Source organism: Paenibacillus sp. FSL F4-0243 (assembly GCF_037963295.1).
Taxonomy (GTDB): Bacteria; Bacillota; Bacilli; order Paenibacillales; family Paenibacillaceae; genus Paenibacillus_AQ.
The window spans coordinates 6,160,657-6,182,777 of the sequence record NZ_CP150151.1; the positions used below are offsets into that span (position 1 = coordinate 6,160,657).

12 protein-coding genes are annotated in these 22,121 nt (G+C 45.4%); all 12 read right to left on the reverse strand.

The annotated features are described in order from the left end of the window. Positions 1-22: 22 nt before the first annotated feature. A complete protein-coding gene (gene comX / locus NSS87_RS27335; RefSeq protein WP_156113188.1) occupies positions 23-196 on the reverse strand; it encodes a competence pheromone ComX in 174 nt (57 codons plus the stop codon). A gap of 146 nt (positions 197-342) precedes the next feature. Beyond that, positions 343-1,263, reverse strand: a complete 921-nt coding sequence (locus NSS87_RS27340) for a polyprenyl synthetase family protein (RefSeq protein ID WP_042191985.1) — start codon at positions 1,261-1,263, stop codon at positions 343-345. Between the two features lie 209 nt (positions 1,264-1,472). Beyond that, complete coding sequence (locus NSS87_RS27345; protein ID WP_042191987.1) at positions 1,473-1,700, reverse strand: hypothetical protein; 228 nt, start codon at positions 1,698-1,700, stop codon at positions 1,473-1,475. A gap of 119 nt (positions 1,701-1,819) precedes the next feature. Beyond that, positions 1,820-2,626: a CPBP family intramembrane glutamic endopeptidase gene (locus NSS87_RS27350; protein WP_149644848.1), complete on the reverse strand. Its 807-nt coding sequence runs from the start codon at positions 2,624-2,626 to the stop codon at positions 1,820-1,822. A gap of 181 nt (positions 2,627-2,807) precedes the next feature. Continuing rightward, positions 2,808-3,911: an ABC transporter permease gene (locus NSS87_RS27355; RefSeq protein ID WP_042191988.1), complete on the reverse strand. Its 1,104-nt coding sequence runs from the start codon at positions 3,909-3,911 to the stop codon at positions 2,808-2,810. Then, complete coding sequence (locus tag NSS87_RS27360; RefSeq protein WP_339243549.1) at positions 3,908-5,029, reverse strand: ABC transporter permease; 1,122 nt, start codon at positions 5,027-5,029, stop codon at positions 3,908-3,910. Before NSS87_RS27360 ends, NSS87_RS27355 begins: the two co-directional genes overlap by 4 nt. A 10-nt stretch (positions 5,030-5,039) precedes the next feature. Continuing rightward, positions 5,040-5,972, reverse strand: coding sequence for an ABC transporter ATP-binding protein (locus NSS87_RS27365; protein ID WP_042191992.1), 933 nt, complete (start codon positions 5,970-5,972; stop codon positions 5,040-5,042). Positions 5,973-5,999: 27 nt separating this feature from the next. After that, positions 6,000-7,943 carry a beta-ketoacyl synthase N-terminal-like domain-containing protein gene (locus NSS87_RS27370; RefSeq protein ID WP_339243551.1) on the reverse strand — a complete coding sequence of 648 codons (1,944 nt, stop codon included), beginning with the start codon at positions 7,941-7,943 and terminating at the stop codon, positions 6,000-6,002. A gap of 11 nt (positions 7,944-7,954) precedes the next feature. After that, entirely contained in the window at positions 7,955-12,823 is a 4,869-nt protein-coding gene (locus NSS87_RS27375; RefSeq protein WP_339243552.1) for an SDR family NAD(P)-dependent oxidoreductase, read from the reverse strand. 20 nt (positions 12,824-12,843) lie between these two features. Next, entirely contained in the window at positions 12,844-17,616 is a 4,773-nt protein-coding gene (locus NSS87_RS27380; RefSeq protein WP_339243554.1) for an SDR family NAD(P)-dependent oxidoreductase, read from the reverse strand. 38 nt (positions 17,617-17,654) lie between these two features. Beyond that, the gene (gene fabD / locus NSS87_RS27385; protein ID WP_339243556.1) at positions 17,655-18,932 is read right to left on the reverse strand and encodes an ACP S-malonyltransferase; all 1,278 of its coding nucleotides are present in this window, start codon (positions 18,930-18,932) and stop codon (positions 17,655-17,657) included. A 17-nt stretch (positions 18,933-18,949) separates the two neighbouring features. Then, the gene (locus NSS87_RS27390; protein WP_339243557.1) at positions 18,950-22,111 is read right to left on the reverse strand and encodes an amino acid adenylation domain-containing protein; all 3,162 of its coding nucleotides are present in this window, start codon (positions 22,109-22,111) and stop codon (positions 18,950-18,952) included. Positions 22,112-22,121 lie beyond the last annotated feature (10 nt).

The following is a 22,121-nucleotide window of genomic DNA, read 5'->3' on the forward strand; positions in this document are numbered from 1 at the left end:
CCCCCGAATTGATCTTAATGTTTTAGAACCAGGCATCCGTTATGAATTCATCACTCTTACTATTCTTACGAAGAAATGTATCCTTTAAAGCTAGCTGCTCAGCAGCTGGCATACCAGCAAGTTGCAGTTTTCCCGACAGAAGCTCATTAACCTTCATTGGCTCTTCTAACAAAACTTGGATCCATTCTTTCAACATTGTTAATTCCTCCCTTTTTTCTTCTTGCTCTCAATATATCAATAGAAATAGGGATGTAAAACGACAATGTGATTGATATTTACCGCAGTTTTTAATTGCGGTTACACTTGCGTGGACTTGCGGTCTCGGTGAGGAAGCTTGTGTAATTATTTTAACTGAAGAAGTAAAAGCTCTTTCCAATGGGCTTCCAGTTCCATCTGATCCACGAGTTCTAGAAATTTGTAATAATGTGTACGCATCCGAGCGGACGAATACAACAACGTACCAGAATCATTACATATCTGCTCGATCTCCTGCCTACGACTTAATATCCCTTCTGTTGTGCCTTTACCGTTAAAATAATCAATCAACCAATCCTGTTCCTCATTAGCAGCCATTTTCAGTAAATATAAGGTAGGCACTGTTCTCTTGCGATGCAAAAAGTCATTTTTCTCTTCCCAGTTTAGCAAATCACGGAGATCATTCTTCATTTGAGCAGCAATGCCCACTTCATTGATATAAACCGCTACCTTTTCGTTCCAATCCCCGCAAGCGAGAATAACGCCTATCATACAGGCAGAAATAAGCAGTGCCGAAGACTTTTGTTCAATTATGCTTATGTATTCTTCTTCGTTCTTGGATTCATTCATAAGGTCTAGGGTCTGACCATTGATGGCCGTAAGCATCTGCCGATTCATAATTTCGGATGCCTTCATTAGCCTGTCCTGCGGAAAGTCACAATCGAGTAAACCTTGATGTGCCAGCGTAAGGAAGCCTATCGCTATGTTTAAGGAGATCTCAGGTGGCGTCTGGCACCATATGGTGGAGGGTTGATCCTGATCCTGCAAATCATCAATAATGTCCAGTCCGAGTATCATTAACTCAATGGATGCGGCTGCACGATAAATATCTGTCTGTTCACCAGCAAACATCCGGTAGTGAATGACACATAACTTGCTGAACAATAAGGTTTCTTTCAACTTCACTTCCAGAAAAGCTACAGCTGTCTCATGTAGGTATCCTACTAAAAAGTATTTTTTGAGTAATTCCCGTAGTTCAGCCTCAACATTCTCCCTCAGTTGTTCCATTCGATCCCTCACCCTTGAGAAAATAACCACTTTACCATTTTAAAACAATTATTTTGAAAATAATATACCCTAACCCATATTATTCCTTATAGTTCAAAATACAAGAAACGACATGAAGATAATAGTGCACAGTATAAGAATGCTTATATTAAAAAAAGCGCCACCTTTCCTATAATGAAGACTAGGAAAAATATGACGCTTACTGTGGCTTAGGGTTCTCTGACGTTCAACTCATCCTTCTTAGATGGATGAGCCTCCAAGTAGTCCTGTGGGAGACTATTATTCTGACGATTCATAAATAGTGATTTCCCCAGCATTTGTAATACTAGCGAGTAAACCATCTTCATGCGGGTGCCTACTAATAATTCCCGGGTAGATAGATCCTCCAGATCTCCTTGGTACTCACCCAGCTCCTCCTCATCCGATAAACTAGGCATACACTCACTTCCTTTTCAATGAGCAGTGTTATACCGTTATCATATGATAGAAGTAGCTGCTTCACACCGAAAACCTTATTGCAATCTCCCGCCATTCTTTTACGTTTATCCAAAGCTCGTTAAATCATCAGATCGGATGTAGCTGCTTGCCGCTTCTTTCTTCGGTTGTGATTAAGTATCCAGATGGCCGTAGCGCCGTATATGATAACGGGGACTATCCCACTCTCCCCCGCAATATATTCCAGCATTGGTGACGAAGTAGATGAAATATTACGAAACACGCTGTCTACAGCATTATTAGTTCCATGTAAAAGTACAGCCGGCCAGATACTGCCTGAGGTCAGGCGTAATTCATTTATAACGATTCCTGCAAAAACAACAGATAGGGTGAACAAGCCTACTACAATATAACGGTTCCCTGAAGAATGATAAGCACGAGGGCCAAGAATTGCCGGGTAATGCCATAATGCCCAAATGAAGCCCATTGTTATACTTGAGCTCACTCTGCCCATCCACTGAAAACGCGGGAGGAGCCAGCCTCGCCAGCCTATTTCTTCTCCCAAGGCGGACAGCGAACCAAGCACAATATACACAGCCAAGTAAACACCCGTCTCGATCCATGAATCGGGAGAAATCAAGCCTGATTTCCATCCACTCCAATAAACTGCATAGCCCGCTCCCAGTGAAAATAAGGGAATGAGCAAAGCCAATATGTACTCTTGTCCTCCTCTAAATTTAAAGCCCAGCCTTCTCCAGCCTGCCGAACTGTATCCATCCCTTACAACGAGAAACATCATGATACACACCGCAAAAAACGGAGTATACCCGTATATGCCTTGTAATGAATCCGGGAGCAGCAGCATGCCAAGCGCCATGGCCCATACAATGGCAATAAATATCAGGGATTGTTTCTTATCCGAGATCAATCTCCTCACCTACCCTTGTCTATTATATTTTGAATAAGCAACACATGCATTATATACAAAATATGATAGAATTATACATTAAGATAGATTCATAGAGAAAAAATAGATTAAGGCCGTGCTCTAAAGTGAACATCATTCACATTAGAGCACGGCCCTTTTCCAGCATATTCGATTAGCTTATTTATACGATTCTCGGCTTACGAATACTGCTTAACAAGAAGAGCAATAGGAAGAACAATAGCAATACCCCCGTCTCCAGATAAAGGGAAGAGAAACCTTTGCCGTTCAGAATTTTCTCCGCTGCGATAAGGATCCAGGTCGTCGGAACAAACTCACTGATTCCTTTCAGTACAGAAGGCATCATTTCTCTTGGCCAGAAGCATCCACCCAGCATACAAATAGGAACATTAATCAAACCGATTAACGCATTGGCCTGCCTGGTTGTTGACGAGAAGCTGCTGACTAGTACACCCATGGAGATGCATACTAGCGAGAATAACATAAAGAAAAGGATTAGTGTTACGAGATGCGTTCCCATATCAAGCTTGAAGCCCTTAATCATGACATAAAACACAATAAGAATCTGGAAGACCGATAAGCCCAAGAAACTCAGAATATTCTGAAGCATGTAGCTCTTCTGTTTCATGGGTGAATACAAGAGACGCTTGTATACACCCGAGGTCTTATCTTCGATAATCATCGTTGTAGAAGTTGTAATCAAGAATACCATGCTCATGACCAGAAATCCCAAGGCTCGCAACGATTGACTGAGGTCCCGCCCCTTGTCTTCGATGACCTTTAGTTCGGAAGTGAAGCTTCCGTTCTGATAGAGCTTTAATCCCTCATAAAAGCTCTCGCTGCTCCCTCCAGAGGATTTCCCTATATTTGCAGCAGCATTAGTAAAACTTTGAATATCCATTTTGATGGGGAGCGTCGCATCGGATTCCTCCACACTAAAGGTCTTAATCTTGGCGTCCTGCCCTTGAATCAATTTTTCCGTGAGCCCTTGATCGATTTGAATCGCGTAATCAATCTTGTTATTAATTAATTGATCCTGTATATCCTCTTTCTTCAGTACAATCAACCGACTGTCCTTCGATAATTTGTCTTGAATCATTTGAGTGTAAGGCGTCTTATCCTCGTCGGCAATACCAACCTTATATTTACTCTGCTGTACGGAACCTCCGATAATAATCATTGTGAACACAATAGGTATAACCAACATGGTGATAAGCTTACCCTTCTTCTTGAACAACCGCTTGAGATTATTTTGGAAAATGATCATGCTAACTTCCTCCTAGCTCCCCATCCGGAAATGATAAAGATTACCGCAATAATGGTCCATAAGGCAATAAAGCATGAGGCCGAACCTATTGTACCTCCATAAATATTATTGAAAATAATTGTCTGCCCTAAATAATTAGGCGATAAATACATGAGCTGCTCAAGGTCTAGCTTGACATATCCTCCACCAATAAAAGTCATGATCGGCACCAGCATATTTAGAATAGATGTGGAGCGTGCCTGATCCTTAGACAACATGCTGATCATAACTCCCAAGGCAGTTGAAAGCACGGCCAGTGTCAGCACCACCAGCATAATCATTCCTGGATTTGCTCCCCAGTTCGCATCAAATGCTACTTTAGTAAAGAAGTAGACGATCATAGCCTGCACGAACAATAGGGTGACACAACCGATGATCTTACCCAAAAAATGCTGCATAGGTCTCATCGGCGAACTGCGAAGCCTACGTCCAAGCGCGCCTGTGAAGTCCTGTGACATCTCATCACTACCGTATAATGCCCCTGCCATCAGGGTAAGCATGAGCATGGTTACTGCATAATAGTCCATAGATCCCGGTGTCTTACCACCAACAGAAACGGGAACCTCTTCTATCCCTCCAGACTTGACATCATAATTCATTTTGGAATCCAGCTTAGCAAGTGCCTCTGTAGTATTAGCACCGATGATAAAGCTGTCTACAATGTTCTGTACAATCGTTACCCGGCTGTTCTTCACGTTATTGCTATAGATAGAGATAGCGCTCTTTTTCTTATCCATAATCGCCTTCGAGTAATCCTGATTCAGATAGATGAATGCGGAAGCATCGCCATCTTTTACGCTCGTCATCCCTTCCTCTTCACTCTTCACCTCTTTGACGTTAAGCAATGTGGTGATCGCTTCGAGCTTAAGAAACTCATCGAAATTACGGGAGACATCCCCTGCATCCGCGTTGTAGTATACGACGGAGGTCTTCTCCAGCTTAGTTGGCTCAAAAACCCCTTGCAGCGCGGTTCCTAGAATTAGTGTGATCAGCAGCGGCATAAACAATCTTTTGACAAACGTCCGGTAATCCCTAACGTTCGTGATGATCGTGTAATACGCGATATATAAAATGTTCATAAGGTACCTCCTAATCCCGAAGGGTCCTTCCGGTTAGAGTAAGAAAGACGCTTTCCAGGCTAGGTCGCTCAACACCTATGGTAATAATCTCGGCGTGTGCGCTGGTTAACCGTTCAATCATACGGGTCAAGTTATTGCTGCCTTTTGTCGAAACGACTGTAATCCTGTTCTCATCTACCAAGCACTCAGTTACGCCTTCTACATTCTTCAGACTGTCTGCAAACATTTGACTCGTCGCAGCCACTTCGATAAAAGTCTTTTCCTCATTCGCAATTTGTTCCTTTAGTTCTTCACTAGTGCCGCAAGCGATTAAACGACCTTCATCCATAATGGCAATGGAGCTGCAAATCTCCTCAATCTCCTCCATGTAATGGGAGGTATAAATGATAGTGGAGCCTCTCCGGTTTAATTCGCAGATAGATTCGAGAATATGATTTCTGGACTGGGGATCTACGCCAACCGTGGGTTCATCCATAATAATCAGCTTCGGCTGGTGTACGATCGCACAAGCAATATTTAATCGGCGCTGCATGCCTCCTGAATATTTGCCCGGCTTATCCTTTCTGCGGTCCCATAATCCTGTGAAATTTAATGCTTCTTCTACCCTTTCCTTAAGAAGCTTTCCTTTCAATCCATAAAGCTTGCCGAAAAACGTTACATTCTCGTAGGCAGTTAGCCCTTGGATTACGGCAATATCCTGCGGAACAACACCGATTTGCTTTTTGATTTCCGTTCCTGCGGATTTCATCGTTTTGCCAAACAGAAGAATCTCGCCTTCCTCAGGATCACTCAATCCACAAATAGTACTAATCAAAGTTGTCTTCCCTGCACCATTCGGGCCTAGCAGACCGAAGATTTCGCCTTCTTTTACCGTCAGACTTACTTGATTTACAGCCGTTTTATTCTGGTAGCGTTTTACGATGCCATTCAGTTCCAATATCATTAACTCTCACTCCTCTTAGATAATTGATTATTGAGCCCAGTGGCGAGTACGGTTAAAGGGATACACCGGCACGCTCAGCTTGTTCCAGCTTGAATCCTTATACCATAGCTTCCAGTCCAGTACGGCTCCGTTAACGAATAATTGACAGATCTCCCGCGCAATTTCCGTCTGTTCTACGGGTGCCTTTCTATCCTGCAATGCTGCTTGGAGAAGCAGGTTTGCTGCCTCCGATTGTTTTCTCCTCTGGCTTTCGGTGATCGCAGTGTCAGATGATCCTGCTGCGTATATTCCCTTATCCCGTAAATACCTTATGCCACTGCTGATGATCTCCTGAAGACGGATAAGCAGTTCCTCTAGGCTCGTAACTGGAATAGCCAAACGGTACTCATGCTGACCTCTCCCTGTATTGGCTGTATGGCATAAGTCTCCTATAGCGCTTGAAGGGTGATCCTCAATCCAGGAGATATACGCGTTCACCAATCGGATCAGCGAAGTCTCGTTAGTGGCTGAAAGTGTGAAGATATGCGTTTTCAGACGGTGTTCCTTCTCTGGCGAAGTTGTTTTGGAGACCGCAACCTCTTTGCTGCCATTGTCACTGAAAGCTTCCTCCACAATTAGATGACAGTTGGTTCCGCTATAGCCATAAGAATTGATTCCCGCTCTTCTCGGAGTGCCTTCAACCTCCCAAGCTACCTTTCGATCATTCACATAAACGGCAGACTGAACAAATGGGATAAAGGGATTTGGCTCTTGAAAGCCGCCACTTGGAGGTAGCGTCTTGTGCTTAAGTGCACCGATCACCTTGAGCAAGGAGGCAACACCTGAACCGGCAACCAGATGACCAATGTTTCCTTTCGTAGAGCCTATCGCACAGAACTGTTTCTTATCTGTCCGTGTTCTGAAAGCAGAAGTGATTCCGCTAAGCTCTATCGAATCGCCAAGCTTTGTCGCGAGTCCGTGTGCCTCTAAATAGGTAATCGTTTCAGGATCTATCTTGGCATCTTCCCAAGCATCAGTAATCGCATTTCGGATTCCCTCTGCGCTCATTTCCGCCAGTTTACTTGTGCTTCCATTATTACTGAGAGCACTGCCCTTTATGATGGCATGAATGTGATCCCTATCCTGTACGGCCTTCTGCAGGGGCTTCAATAAGAGAACTACTACTCCTTCTCCCCAGGTTACCCCTCCAGGACTGCGGTCAAAGACTCGCGTAGTATCTTTGCTAGTCTCAAGCATGCTGTTCTGAACGATAGGATACAGAAAGAGATTAATACCACCCGTAATGGCCATAGTGCATTCTTTATTCCGAATGGCTTGGCAGGCCGTATGTACGGCTGCCATGCCGGAAGAACAACCGGTATCCACAACTAGACTAGGTCCGTTAAGATTCAAGTAATTCGAGATCCGACTGGCCAGAATTCCTGTCCATGAGCCTAAGAGCGTATCTGCATCCCTCGTTCTTTGAACATCCAAGTAAGAAAACAACATGCGATGGGTATGATCATTGCCAACATATACACCAGTCTTACTGCCATGGAGTTTTGTTCCCCCATATCCCCCCTCTTCGAGCGCTTCATAGGCTGTTTCTAGAAAGAGTCTTTGATAGGGATCTATACTCTCTGCCTTCTTCGAAGGAATCCGGAAGAATTCAGCATCAAATTGATCCAGATTCTCTAAATATCCACCGCTGAAATAAGGATCACTGCCACGCAGATGCTCCGGAAGGAAGACATCCATGTCCTGCTTTCTGCCTTCCGGGAAAGGAATAACCGAGGAGATACCCATCTCCATGTTGCTCCAGAATTGCTGTGGATGGTCAGCACCCGGCAGTTTACAAGACAGACCGATAATCGCAATGTCACGGTTAACTGGAGCCATCTTTTTCAGCATAGTTAAGGCTGTACCTCTATCGAGTTCACCTTTTTGAAGAAGCTCCAGGATTTTGCGATTGATAACCTCCGTCTCACTCATGCTCCCCCTCCTTACTCCAAATCTGCGGCGATAAACTCAAGGACACTAGCCATATCCGCATCTCCGGTCTCAAACTGTCCAAGTAATTGATCCAGATATTCTTCTTCTGTAGCATCCTTATTCTCAGGCGCGGAAGATGGTTGGATTACCCCTCGTTTGGTATCGATATATTCCGCCATCTCAGCTACATTCGAATAGGTAAACATATCAGAAATATCAACGAGATCTGGGTATTCACGATCGATGTACTTTAACAGCTCGGTGGCCATAATTGAGTCACCACCCATCGCGTTGAAGCTCTCATAGATGTCGATCACAGGCATGTTTAGACCGCGAGCATAGATATAGGCAATGGTGCGTTCAGTCTCGGTGTATTCATCTTCACCCTTCCCACTAAAGGTGATTTCTCCAAGAGGTTGTGGTGTTGCGGAACCCCCTGCCGCCCCCGCATGCTGCTGATGTTTGCTGAGCATTTTTCGTAAAGAGCGAGACAGACTCATCGGTAATTGCGGCTCGATCGCTGAGAGTAGCGTAAGATTGATTTCACCAGGGATCACATTGGATAGATCCGTTTCTAGGAGCTGGCTGATCACTTCAAAAGCCCGCTCATTATTCACGGATCGGAAGAGCACTACATCCTCAGAAATGTTGTAGTCTACTGCCATTCCGACCTCACTCCAAGCTGGCCAGTTTACTGTGGCTGTTTTGCCTGCCACTCTGCGGCGCTGGGAGGAGAATGTATCCAGATAGCTGTTGGCTGCTGTGTAATCGCCTTGACCTCTTGAACCGAACAAGGTAGCGATGGAAGAGAAGCTGATGAAGAAATCTAATTGATCTTCCCTTGTCAAATGATCCAGCAGCCACGTTCCATACAGCTTCGGATGAATAACTTCATCAAAGTTTCCCTTCTCTTTGCGAATTAGGAATCCGTCACCAGCTACACCTGCCCCATGGAATACTCCGTTGATTCTTCCGAACTTATGACGCAAGGTACTTAAAGCTTCCGTTACCTCATCTTCGTTACTAAGATCAGCACTGAAGCACAACACTTCGGATCCCAGCTTCTCAATTTCTTGGATCTTCAATAATTTGTTGACAAGGGTCTGTTGTTCGCCTTGTTCGATAATAGTTGCCCAGTCTGCTTTATCTGGCAGCTGTGACCGGTTAATTAAGCCTAAACGAACCGGCTGTTTGGAGGCCAAATGGCGTGCCAGTGCCAACCCGATTCCACCAGTACCTCCAGTGATCACATAGACACCATTAGCCGTAATCTCCACCGGCTCCGACTTGACTTGATCCCAATCCACATGGCCCAATTGCTCGGTATATCGCTCGTTCTCACGATAAGCTACCCGAAAGCTTGGAGCTGTGGTTCCAATCTCAGCAATAACACGTTCAACCGAAGTGTTCGGGTCTATTTCGATACTGCGGCAGGAAAGTTCCGGGAACTCCTGAGCCACTACCTTCGATAAGCCTAGCAATGCAGCATTATGCGGATGAATAACACGTTCTTCCCCATTCACTTCATGAGCATTATCTGTAAGAATGATAAGTTCAAATTCCTGTTTTACTTTGCTCTGAACATACGCTCGGCTCAAATGGTAAAGGCTGTCTACCCCTTGCTTCACGGCTTGCTTCAGTTCAAAGAGTTCATTGATTTGTTGTTCTCCAGCTAATGACAAGGTATGAATGATTTTAAGAGTTCCACTACCAGCCAGATCTTCGAACATCCGGCGATATCCAGACTCCGTACCATCAATGATGATATGGTTATCATCGATCTGCTCATAAGCCTCTCCCCACTGCGCTTCAACGATGCTCATGCCCTTATTATGCATTTCTGCCATTAGTGACCGCGTAAATTCTGAATCTTGTTTAAGAATGAGAACCTTTTCTCCGGAAGCGAAAGCTGGAGCTTCTTCCATGATCGGAGCAGCTACCCATGATGTTTTGTAGTAATGATGAAGCTGGTTCGATTCTTTAAATTGTTTCACTTGAATTCGCTTAATCGTGTACTCTTCGATTTCTGCGAATACTTTGCCGTCCATATCTGTCAAAGAAATATTAAATTTGATCGTTTCTTTGTTCTTGGACTCTTTCTCAATTTTGCGGATATGTGTATAGAAGCGTTCAGGCATTGATCTATAAAACTTGAAGTTCTTATAGGAGAGAGGAAGATACATACCCTCACCGAAGCTTTGTGTAGCAGCATTAACGGCATTGTCGAGCATGCCGGGATGTAATCCATACTGCTCCAAATCCGAAATGAAGGCTTCAGGAATGTTAAGCTCGGCAACAACATCCTTTTCTCCTAAGTAGACTTGCACTACATTCAGCCATCTTGGACCGAAGGTAACTCTGCCACTCTTGTTCGTTAATGCATCATTATCGACAATCAACTCACGGCGTCCGCTCTGATTTTGTAATTGCTCCAGAGGATAAAATACATCTTGGACATCAGACATCGGATAAATATCTACCTCCATATGGGCGGTCCACGTTCCAGCAGCTTCTTCCTCCTGCTTCGCTTCACTCGCTACGATCAGGTGGAGATGATCCCGTTCCCTCTGCACGATAAACTGTACTTCTTTGTTCTCTTCTTCTCTTACCGAAACTGGGGAAAGGAAGATGATATCCTTCAATTCCAGACCGCCGTTCGGATAATATCTTTTTCCAATTTCTCTGGCAATTTCCACGTAAGCGGTGCCTGGTACGATGCAGGTACCAAATAGCATGTGGTCCTTCAGCACCCAGTGCTTTTCTGTGTTTAGAGAGACCGAATAAATCTCCTGCTTGTAGGACTTGAGAATACAGCGGTCAATCAAAGGATAATTCCCCTCTTTCACAGGTTCCGCTGCTGCCTTCAACTTACTGACCTTAATCTCTCCCCAATACGGAGTGCGTTCAAAAGGGTATACTGGTAGACTCACCTTCTGTATCGCCTGACCTTGATACAAGGTAGACCAGTCGATCATAGCTCCTTCTACGTAGAGCTTTCCTAGCTGGCGGTAGGGATCAGCCGTCTCAGGCTCCGTATGGATTTTCGTGAGAAATAGGGTAGCTTGCTTCCCTTTCTCCGTAAGAATCCGTCTCTCGCTTTCGGAAATTTCACCTTCATCCTTCAGCTTCTTCTTATCAGAGACCACCTTATGTTTGCCAAAATAGATATCCGGCTGATCTTGGATCGATTCTAAGCCTTCGCGGTGTACCGAGGCTATTTTACTGCGAAGCTCCTCTACGTTTCGGGCAACAACAGACAGTCTGTAATCGAAATGCCCGCGGCCAGTATTAGAGGTGTAGCAGATTTGGGCTAGACTGGCCGATGGTGAACCTGCTAAGTATTTATTGTAGCGATCGACAATACGCACCAACGCTTCTTTGCTTTTACCGGATAACGTCAGCATTTGCTGCTCATCTGCTGCTTCCTTGCTCGATTCCATTCTTTCCGGTGCCTCCTCCAGCACGATATGGCAGTTCGTACCGCTAAATCCGAACCCGCTCACACCACCTCTGCGAGGATGTTCCCCCTTTTCCCAAGTTGTGAGTCGATCTACAACATACAGTGGGGAATCCGTGAATGGAATGTGTGGATTCGGCTCCTCGAAATGGAGGCTGGCTGGTATTTTTTTGTTCTTAAGACTTAAGATCACCTTCAGAATCCCCGCAACACCAGATGCACCAACCAGATGTCCCATGTTCGTCTTGGCTGAACCAATCCCGCAGAATTGACTTTTGGTCGTCTTCTTACGGAACGCATTGCTCAGACCTTTGATCTCAATCGGATCTCCAAGCAAGGTTCCCGTGCCATGTGCTTCAATGTAGCCAATGGTTTCAGGGTTAATTCCAGCCTGTTCCCAAGCTTTGGTGATTACTTCCTCCTGTGCGATTGGATTAGGAGAAGTAATTCCGTTGGAAGCACCATCATTATTAGCTGCACTTCCTTTGATTACGGCATATATATGATCTCCATCCGCAAGTGCCTTTTGTAGCGGCTTCAGCAGCAGTGCTGCAACACCTTCACCAAATACTGTACCTGTAGATTTCTTATCGAAGGTTCTGACGATGTTATCCGTGGAGGCCACCGAACTAAGTACGTCATCACTTCCGTCTTCAGTATTGCCTTGAGCAGAGGTTCCCACGGAAATTCCGCCGGCAATTGCCATATCGCACTCCTGATTCCGCAAGGCTTGACTGGCGGTGTGAATAGCCACCAGACCAGAAGAGCAGGCGGTGTCGACCACCATGCTCGGTCCACGCAGATTGAACAAATAGTTAATCCGGCTAGCCAGTATGCCTTCCCATGTCCCCGTCAAATGCATAGGGTCCGGTTCCGTCAAGAAGCGGTAGAACGTTCCAGAGGTGCAGTCTCTTCCTACATAGACACCAGTATTGGTGCCGACAATGCGATCTCCGCCATACCCTCCGTCTTCAACAGCACTCCATGCAGTTTGCAAGAACAGTCGCTGTGCAGGGTCCATAAAACGTGCTTCGCGTGGAGGAATATTGAAGAATCCCGCATCGAACATTTCAATATCCTTGATATAGCCAGCTTTAACACTCTGTGATTCTTTTTTCTCTTCCTCTGACATCAGCTTCTGGCCAAGGAACTCCGCATAATGGGCGTTATCACTTAGAGGAGAAAAATATTTTCTGCGTTCTTCCGGGTATTCCACCATGCAGGACTCCCCGTTCTCTAAGTGATTCCAGTAAGCCTCTGGAGAGTCTGTATCTGCGAAATTACAAGCAATTCCAATGACTGCAACATCACTATTTTGCTTGTTATCCGAATTGTGTATTTCTAATAGGAGGTTTTTAGCATCTTTTTGTGACAGATTTTGTCCAGCTACTTGTTCCAAAATATACTTTTTAACTTGCTGCATCTTCCCATCTCCTCACAATATTAGTCCTGTATATAGGCCTCCGCTTGATCCGCAGCAAGCTTACCAGACGCGAGCCGCTCCAATATGAAATCAATGTTATCCTCAAAGCTACTGCTTACATTCACGCCTTCGATAACTGCAGGAACGGTCTTGCTTTCAATAAAGCCTGCCATTTCTAGAATGGTTGAATAAATGAATACATCCGTAATGTCGATAACACCGGGATATACCTTCTCTACTTCCTTCAGCAGATGTGAAGCCAGAAGAGAATCCCCACCAATCTCAAAGAACTTGTCATAGATGTCGATTTCACTCATGCCAAGAACCTTCGCCCAAATGCCTGCGATGCGAAGCTCAGTTGGAGTTAATGCCTCTCGATCCTTCCCTTTGATCGTAATCGCAGCATCCAGGTTATCAACTTGCTCTAAATTATTACTGCTCGTATGACTTCGTTTATATTTAGCATTCAGCGCAGGCGATAAGCTGACCGGAAGAAATGGAATCGATTCAGCAAAAATCGAATCATTCACTTCACCTACAAGCACCTGTCGATGCTCTAAGCTGCCGATAGTTGTTAAGGCCAGAATCCCTTCTGCAGAAGTTAAGGGTTTGAACATGCCCGCCTTCTCGCTGACACCGTAGTCCAGAGCCATTCCGGTTTCATTCCAGCCTGCCCAATTAATGGTGAGGGTCTTTCTACCTTGCTTATTTCTGAAAAATGAGTACGCATCCTGATAAGCATTCGCGGCGGTATAATCACTCTGTCCAGGTGCGCCAAAGACCGAGGTCAAGGATGAGCAGAGAATAAAGAAATCCAATGGATCTTTCTCCGTAAGCTTGTCGAGCAGCCACGTCCCTTGTACCTTGGGCTTAAGCACTCTCACCATTTCTTCCACTTCTTTGCGGATGATGTAACCCTCCCCAGCTACACCTGCACAATGGATCATGCCGCTCAGCGTTCCATACTTCGCGCGGATATGTTCAAGCGCAGGCTCAAGCTGGTGCTCTTCCGTAATATCTACTGACATCCATTCCACTGTAGCTCCGCAGCTCTCCATCTCTCTCACTGCGTCTAGCAGCCGATGATATCCAGCCTGCAATTTCTGTTTCGCCAGTTCCGGTTGATGCCCTTTCGCTGGATAAGTGGTTCGGCTTAAGAGAATAATGGTTATATCTCCGAAGGAAGCAAGATATTTACCTATTTCAAGCCCAATACCTCCTGTTCCACCCGTGATTACATATACTCCACCCGGTCGGATCTTCAATCCATTCTCAAGTTCCCGGTGAAGTTGAAGTTCAGTGAACTGCTCTACATAACGAACGCCATTTCGATAAGACGAAGTGAATTCCTGCTTAGGCATAAGTATCTCTGCACTGGCTGCGGATACAGACTCATCTCCATCGAGCTCTACGCAGCGAACTGGAATTTTGCTATTTTCATGGCTGATTACTTTAGCTAGCCCGAAGAGTGAGGCATGATGAGGATGGATTTTTTGTTCCTCACCGTTCACTTCAAAAGCTTCAGTAGCCATAACAATAAGCTCCATCTCTCTTCCCCTCTTTGTACCCGCTAAAGCTTTAGATAAGTGAAAGAGGCTAATTACGCCCAGTTGTATTTGTTCATTCACTTGCTCCACAGTTGCCGGGCTCTCGTCTTCCGATAAACCCCAAGCGTGAATGATTTTGTCCGCTGATAGATGTTTGGTAGCCTGAAGCAATTGTGCAAATCCTTCCAGCGTGTTAGGCAGTATAAATGTTCTCCCATCAATCTGCTGAAACACTGTTCCGAGAAGGACTTGCGTAACCTCTACCCCGGAGGATTCTAAATACCTAGACATCTTCTGACAAATAGAGCTGTCATTCGCCAACATGATCATTCGCTTTGGTTGAGTCTGAGTTTCGGTCAGCTGAGCATCTCTCGGTTTGGGTATCCAGCAAATCTCATGATATTTACTCTGCTTTCCTGAGATCTCTTGCAGCTTCGTCTCGAACTCATGCAACTTCTTAATCGTGTAGTTTTCAATCTCGCCGAAGACTTCGCCATCTAGATCCACCAGAGAAATATCAAAGGCTGCTACTTCGTCGCTGGCCTTGGACATGCTTTTTCTCCTAAGATAACTATAGAATCGACCAGGGATTGCTTTTGCGAATCTGGCTTTTTCGTAGTGAAGTGGTAAGTACAGCCCCTCTCCCGCAGTACCATTAGCAGCGTTAACCGCACCATCCAGCAAGGATGGGTATAAATAATATTTCTTCATCTCATCCACATAAGCCTCAGATATTTCTAGCTTCGCAAGTACCTCATCATCACCAATATAAAGCTTGCGAATATTTCTCCATCTAGGACCAGTGTGCACAAGTGCTCCTGCCAGCGCCTCATCATCGATGATCAATTGGTGGAGACTACGCTGCTGAATCTCGCTGATATCCAGCTTCTTAGGTTTCCCGCTAGCTAATGGATAAATAAATCCCTCGGCATGCTTCACCCACTCCGATTCCGGTCGCGCTTTGCTCACAATCGTGAATTCCAGATGGTCAGCGAACATCCGAATACTGGTCTGAACCTCTTTCTCTTCGTCCTGATCCACGACTAAAGGTAGTGTAAAGAGGACATTTCTCAGCTCGATATTCTGGCTTCCATAATACTGACTACCTACCTCACGGGCCATTTCAATATAAGATGTTCCAGGAAGGATAGAATGCCCTCCAAGCACATGCTCGCGAAGCTCCCAATGTCTTTCGATACTAAATATCGTGGAGTAGATTTGAGTATCTATCGACTTAGCTAAGCATCTGTCCAATAGAGGATGACCAATGGTTTTCTCAAAAGCAGGTCTGCGCTCATGGTGACCTTTACTTTCTATCCAGCATCTTTTTCTAGTGAATGGGTATAAAGGAGCTCTCGTCTTGTGAATTTCTTGCCCCTCATACAGATGCTCCCATTCCACTTCAGCGCCTCTCGTGTATACCTTAGCCAATGCGGCAAGAGAAGCCGTATCTGCATGTTGTTTTAAGCGGATGATCCATTCCTCAGCCTCACAAGTCAGGCGGTGTTTATCTTCCTTAGTGATTTCGCCCTGCTCTCTGCTCTCTTTCAGTTGGGAGATCAGTTTGCTCTCTCCGTAATAAATTCTGGGAGAATTAACGTTCTCTGGATCTTGATTCAGCAGAATTTGTATAAGATCCCGAAGTTCCTCCTTATCCGACAAAAGCAGCGCTAAACGGTAATTGTAATGTCCTCTTCCTGTATTTGCTGTATAGCATAGACTTTCCAGTGCAACTTCCGGTTCGGCCAGCAAGTGCTCACCGTAATGTCCAACTAAAGCTTTGAGAGCTTCCTTACTCTTCGCCGACAGTGTCAACAATCGCTCCCCAGATGCGCAAGATTTATGAATTACAGGAGGTGCCTCCTCCAGAATGACATGACTGTTCGTGCCACTTAAGCCGAAAGAGCTGACTCCACATCTCCGTGGCCCCTTTTCATACTCCCATTCCATTAGGCGGTCATTAATGTAAAGGGGGGAATCGATAAAGGGTATGCTCCGGTTCGGGCGTTTGAAATGCAGGCTAGGAGGAAGCTTTTTATAATGAAGTGAAAGAATAGCCTTAATCATGCCCGCCATGCCTGCCGCACCGTCTAAATGTCCAATATTCGTCTTCACGGAGCCTATTGCACAAAATTGCTTCTTATCCGTATGTTTGCGAAAGGCACGCTCCAATCCATTCATTTCTACCGGATCGCCCAGCTTCGTGCCTGTTCCATGTGCTTCGATATAAGTAATGGTGTTAGGATTAACTCTGGCATCCTCCCACGCCTTAAGAATCACAGCTTCCTGTGCGGCAGAATTAGGGGCCGTAATCCCCACCGAGCTGCCATCCTGATTAATAGCGCTGCCTTTAATGACCGCATAGATATCGTCGCCATCGAGCATGGCTTGATGCAGAGGTTTCAGAAGTATGGCTCCCACACCCTCGCCGCCTCCCGTACCATCCGAGCTGTCGTCAAAAGTTCGGGTTCTGCCATCTGAAGCGCTGATACCAATATCTTCGTTCTCACTCTTCACTCCCGGAATCAGGTTCAGCTTCACCCCACCTGCTACAGCCAAATCGCAGTCTCCGTTACGTATAGCTTGGCATGCAATGTGAACCGCTGTTAAGGACGAAGAACAAGCGGTGTCAATCAACATGCTCGGACCCTTAAGATCGAATAAGTAATTGATTCTGCTCGCGATAATGGACTTAATATTTCCCGGGATGGAAATGTTGAATAGAGAAGGATCCGCCATTTCTATAAAGCGTAAGTATTCTTCCAATGAAATATTGCAGTATCCAACATAAATCCCGGTTTTACTGCCTACCAGTTTCTTACCTCCGTATCCGGCATCTTCAATGGCCCCCCACACTGCCTCTAGAAACAGTCGCTGATTCGGGTCCATCAAACTTGCCTCTGTAGGAGAAATAGCGAATAGCTGATAGTCAAACTTATCAATTTCCTCCAAATATGCTTTTTCAGAAAAGTTTAATTTCTTTGCGTCATCAGCATTCATAAAATGTCTAAGATAGTTTTCAGCATCGGCTCTTCGTTCCTGTGGATAAGGTCCAATCTGGTCTTTTCCGGTGCTTAAAGCATCCCAGTATTCATAGCGATTCTTAGAGCTCCCGAATTGGCAGGAGAGCCCGATCACTGCAATATCCCGTCTGGATCCCTGATCCGTTCTATTTGTTCCGGGTCTGGAAGCTTCCGTATCTCTCTTCCGCCTTCCGCTTTCAAACTTAAAATCATTGTTGGCCATGCCCTTCACCTCCATCTAGTCCCGTGATCAGCCTACGCTCATACCATTACTTTATAATCCTGAAATAAATGGCCGGTACCCGTCTCTGCGAACAGCTGCTCGAATCTTTCCACTGCCTCTTCTGGCGGTGTGCCCTTGGTCTTAAACACGCTTTCCAGCATAAGCACAGCTTCTTTCATTTCACTTAAACTAGGTTCTCTTCCTTCCTGCTCAAGTTTCTCTTGCAGTTGTTGAATTTGTTTGTAGGGTTCAGATACTCCCTTTTTGTAGGCTACTTGATCCCAATTGCGGTTTCTAGTACTGACAGCAATCCCTAGGCTTCGAGCTAGCAGTGATAATGCTGGCCGAGAATCTGATGTTGGAACGGTTTGAACCTGCTCAACGGTCTCCTTGATTACTTCAAGGGATGGCGACTTATCAAAAGAGAGGGTTTGTATTTCAGGCGCTGTTCTGCTCATAAGATTAGTGAGTACGGCGCCTGGCCCAAACTCAATCGCTGTGGTGACCCCTTGTTCAGCCAAATATTTCATACTGGCAACCCACTGAACCGGAGCGACTATCTGTTTCACTAAATTGGCAACAATTTGTTCTCCACCTTCATAAGGACGACCAGAGATATTCGAGAGGACTGGAGTTCCAAACGGCCCTTTCTTAAAGCTGTATTTCAACAGCTCCTCGGAGAAACTTTCTGCTGCTGGTGCCATCAATGAACTGTGAAAGGGTCCCCCCACTTTTAAAAGAACTGCGCGTCCTCCAATACTCTTTAAAGCTTCAATCGCCGATTGGACTGCTTCTTTATTACCTGAAATCACAATTTGTGAAGGAGCGTTAATATTGGATATAGCAACTGAGTATCCATCCCGCGATGCCAACGCACATTGTTTTTCAATCTCTGCTTGATCCACTCCGCTGATCGCAGCCATGGCTCCTGCTCCATCGGCTGCTGCGGCTTGCATTAGCAGCCCTCTTTTACGGGCAATTCGGATGGCATCCGTCAGGGATATCGCACCGGCGCATGCTAATGCGGAAATTTCTCCAAGACTATGTCCAGCCATCAGATCCGCCTGGGCGCCGATTCTATTCATATACACGCGATAAGCGGCAACACTCATGGCCACTAAAACAGGCTGCGTATTCTCCGTACGGGTTAGTTCCTCTATACTGCCTTCGAAAGTCAGCTTAGCTAGATCGAATCCAGCAGCTTCGTTTGCCTCTTCATATACTTCTTGAGCTTCGGGGTATAACGGCACCCAATTTTTACCCATTCCAGCATATTGAGAGCCTTGACCTGCAAATAAAAATGCGATTTTGCCCATGTACAATCACTCCTCTTCTATATTTGGACCTCAAGCATTTTGACAACGCTGTCCGCGTACTTCTCCAAAAATTCAAAAACCTTAGCTTCTTTCCACAGATCTGTACGATAATCACAGATACATTCATAGCCCTCTAAATCCTCAACAATTTGCACATATAAATCAGCCTGGTGAAGACTCATATTCTCCTCATATTCGTTATAAGAGAAGAATGGCACGATCGATTTGCTGTTCTTCAAGCGATCCGTTTCCAGCCAATCAATAGCTTGATAGACCGGATAGCCATCTGAGCCTTTCAGTCCTGAAATAGTTGTAGATACCTGTTCAAGAAGCTCATTAAATTGATAAATGTCATCGAAATCTGTTGTAACCGGCACAATCCATTGCAGATCCTCTGAAAGGACCTGGACCACAATTTCTTCTTGCACACTAATTTCAAATATCTGATAGAAGAATGCAGCTAAGAACAAGCTAGGTAGATCAAAGGTAGACCCTTCCTCCCAATCACGCAGTTGCTCCGCTCTCCATCCCTCTAGACGGAATCGAATGTTTCCATCCCCTTCCTCTTCCTCGAGGCTTCGCAAGCAATCCGCTCTAAGCATTACTTCTGTATGAACGGGTTCGATCACCGCTGGCTGTGAACTCTCATCTATAAAGCACGCAAGCTTGGATATGGACGGATAATCAAACAAATCAACGACTTTTACTTTTCCCGGAGCCTCCTCCTCTAATCTGGCATGAACTGATACTAAAAGCAGAGAATTCCCGCCTAGATCAAAGAAGTTATCATCGAGACCAATCTGCTCGACCTCTAGCAGCTCCCCCCAAATCCGAGAAAGCATCTGTTCAGTCTCCGTCTTGGATGAGGAATATAGAACCTCCAGCATAGGTCGTGCTACACTAGGCTCCGGTAAAGCGCGTCTGTCGATTTTCCCATTCGGGGTGATCGGTAGCTGCTTCAAATACATATAAGTCGAAGGCATCCATGCCTCGGGTAAGGTCTCTGAGAGGAACAATCGAAGCTGCGAAACCGGAATCTCCTGTCTGGCCTCATAATAAGCAACAAGGTATTTACCAGATTCCTCATTCTCACGGGTTGTGATTACACAGCCCTCTACTTCTGGATATTGAGACAATCGATTTTCGATTTCCTCGAGTTCAATACGAACCCCTCGAATCTTGACCTGGTCATCCATTCTTCCGATGAATTCTATGTTTCCGTCGGAAAGCCATCTGGCGTAATCACCTGAACGGTACATTCTCTCTCCCGGCTCGAAGGGATTGCTAACAAACTTAGCTGCAGTTAATGCTTCATTATGCAGGTAGCCTCGTGCGAGACTATCCCCTGCGATACACATTTCCCCAATCACTCCCTCTGGTTGTAATGCTCCATACTCATCAACAATATAAATCCGCGTGTTATGAATTGGGCGTCCTATATGATTGGCTAAGCGGGAATCGTAAATGGTATAGCTGGTAGCGACAACGGTATTCTCTGTCGGGCCGTAGTTATTCACCAGCTTATAAGGTGTATTTCGCGTCTGCTTCAGCCGATCACCACCTGTAAGCAGGATACGAAGTGATGGACTATGATTTGGCAGCCTAATGAATCTTTCACAGATGGAAGTGGGCAGAAAGCTAATGGATATCCCCTTCTCTTCAAAAAAGTGATTAAGCATCACCATATCAAGCTTAGCTTCCGCAGGAACAATGTGGATGGAAGCACCAGCCAGCAAGTAAGGAAATATCTCCCATACTGATGCATCAAATCCGAACCCAGCATATTTTGTTGCACGATCGGTAGCCGTTACCTCGAATTGATCCAGATGCCAGAAGCATAGGTTGAGTAAAGCTCGATGCTCAATCATGACACCTTTGGGTGCTCCTGTTGATCCTGATGTATAAATAACATAAGCCAGATCTTCAGGAGTATATGGCACGTTTGGATTACCTAAGCTCTCTTCCTCGTCCCCTTCCCCCAAAACCTTCAGATCAAGTAATTTTCCTCCATAATGTTTGGGCAGTTCCAGTTCTGTCTGGTATAGCATCGCCTCTGCTTTACTGTCATTCAGCATGTACTGAATACGGTCCAGCGGATATTCGGGATCAATCGGCAGATAAGCAGCTCCTGACTTTAAAATGCCAAGTATGCCACTGAACATCTCCAGTGAGGGCTGAGCCATAATGCCTACAATGGAGCCCGAACCTATGCCTTGTGCTTGCAACTGGTGAGCAATTCGATTGGCAGCTGCATTAAGTTTCTGGTAAGTAAATTGCTGATTGCCGGATGTGACCGCCGCTTCATCCGGCGTCTCCAGTACTTTCGATTCAAACAGCTTAACCACGGTTTGGGTCTGCGGATAAAGAGTAGTGATAGGGTTGAATTCATAAAGCAATCTGTTCTTCTCCTCAGGAGGAACAATATCAAGCTGCATTAACGGTTGATTGGGATGGCTCAGGGCTTCCATTAACCAATGAAGCAATTGGCCCGAGAGGGTAGAAACCTTCTCCGCTGAGAACAACAGGCCGTTGTATACTACCTCCAGAATCATTGCTTCATTTCGCTCTACCAGAGCAAAAGCCATTTCCGCACCAATAATTTCCGCTTCTTCTGCACTTTCGAGTGCTTCTGTAAGCACTAGCGTTTTCCAAGGTGACTCTCCCCGTTCTACCTTAAGGGGCTCCAAGCTTTTTTTAGGCTTCAAAGATGATCTCTTGATGGAATCCTCGGTGAAAGATTCCATGATGCCCGATTCTACAAGCTGTTCCATCAAAGAAGAACCAGGATCGATAGAAGTCAGTACAGGATATACCCTTCTCTCCACCTTCGAACCAGTTGCACTTTTCGTTAGCACCCCGGTTGTAATCAGTTGATTACCGCAATATTTGAAGAGCATATATTGCACGGCTCTTAACAGTAGAGAAACTTTTCCGCTGGAGGAGTTAGATACCACCTCCATTACTCTTTCAGCTAGAGCAGAGGGTAAGGGTATTCTGCACTGCTGAAATTGATAGACTTCTTCAGAAAATAGATTTCTCTGTTCAAGTTCCTCAGGAAATCCACTCCAGATTAGCTCCCCCTTAGACTGCTGCTTCTCTGAATCATCGCTAAGATCCCATAACTTCCGATCATGCTCTTGCTCCGGAAAGCCGCTCATGACCCGTTTATTTACTGCCATCTCTTCTCCT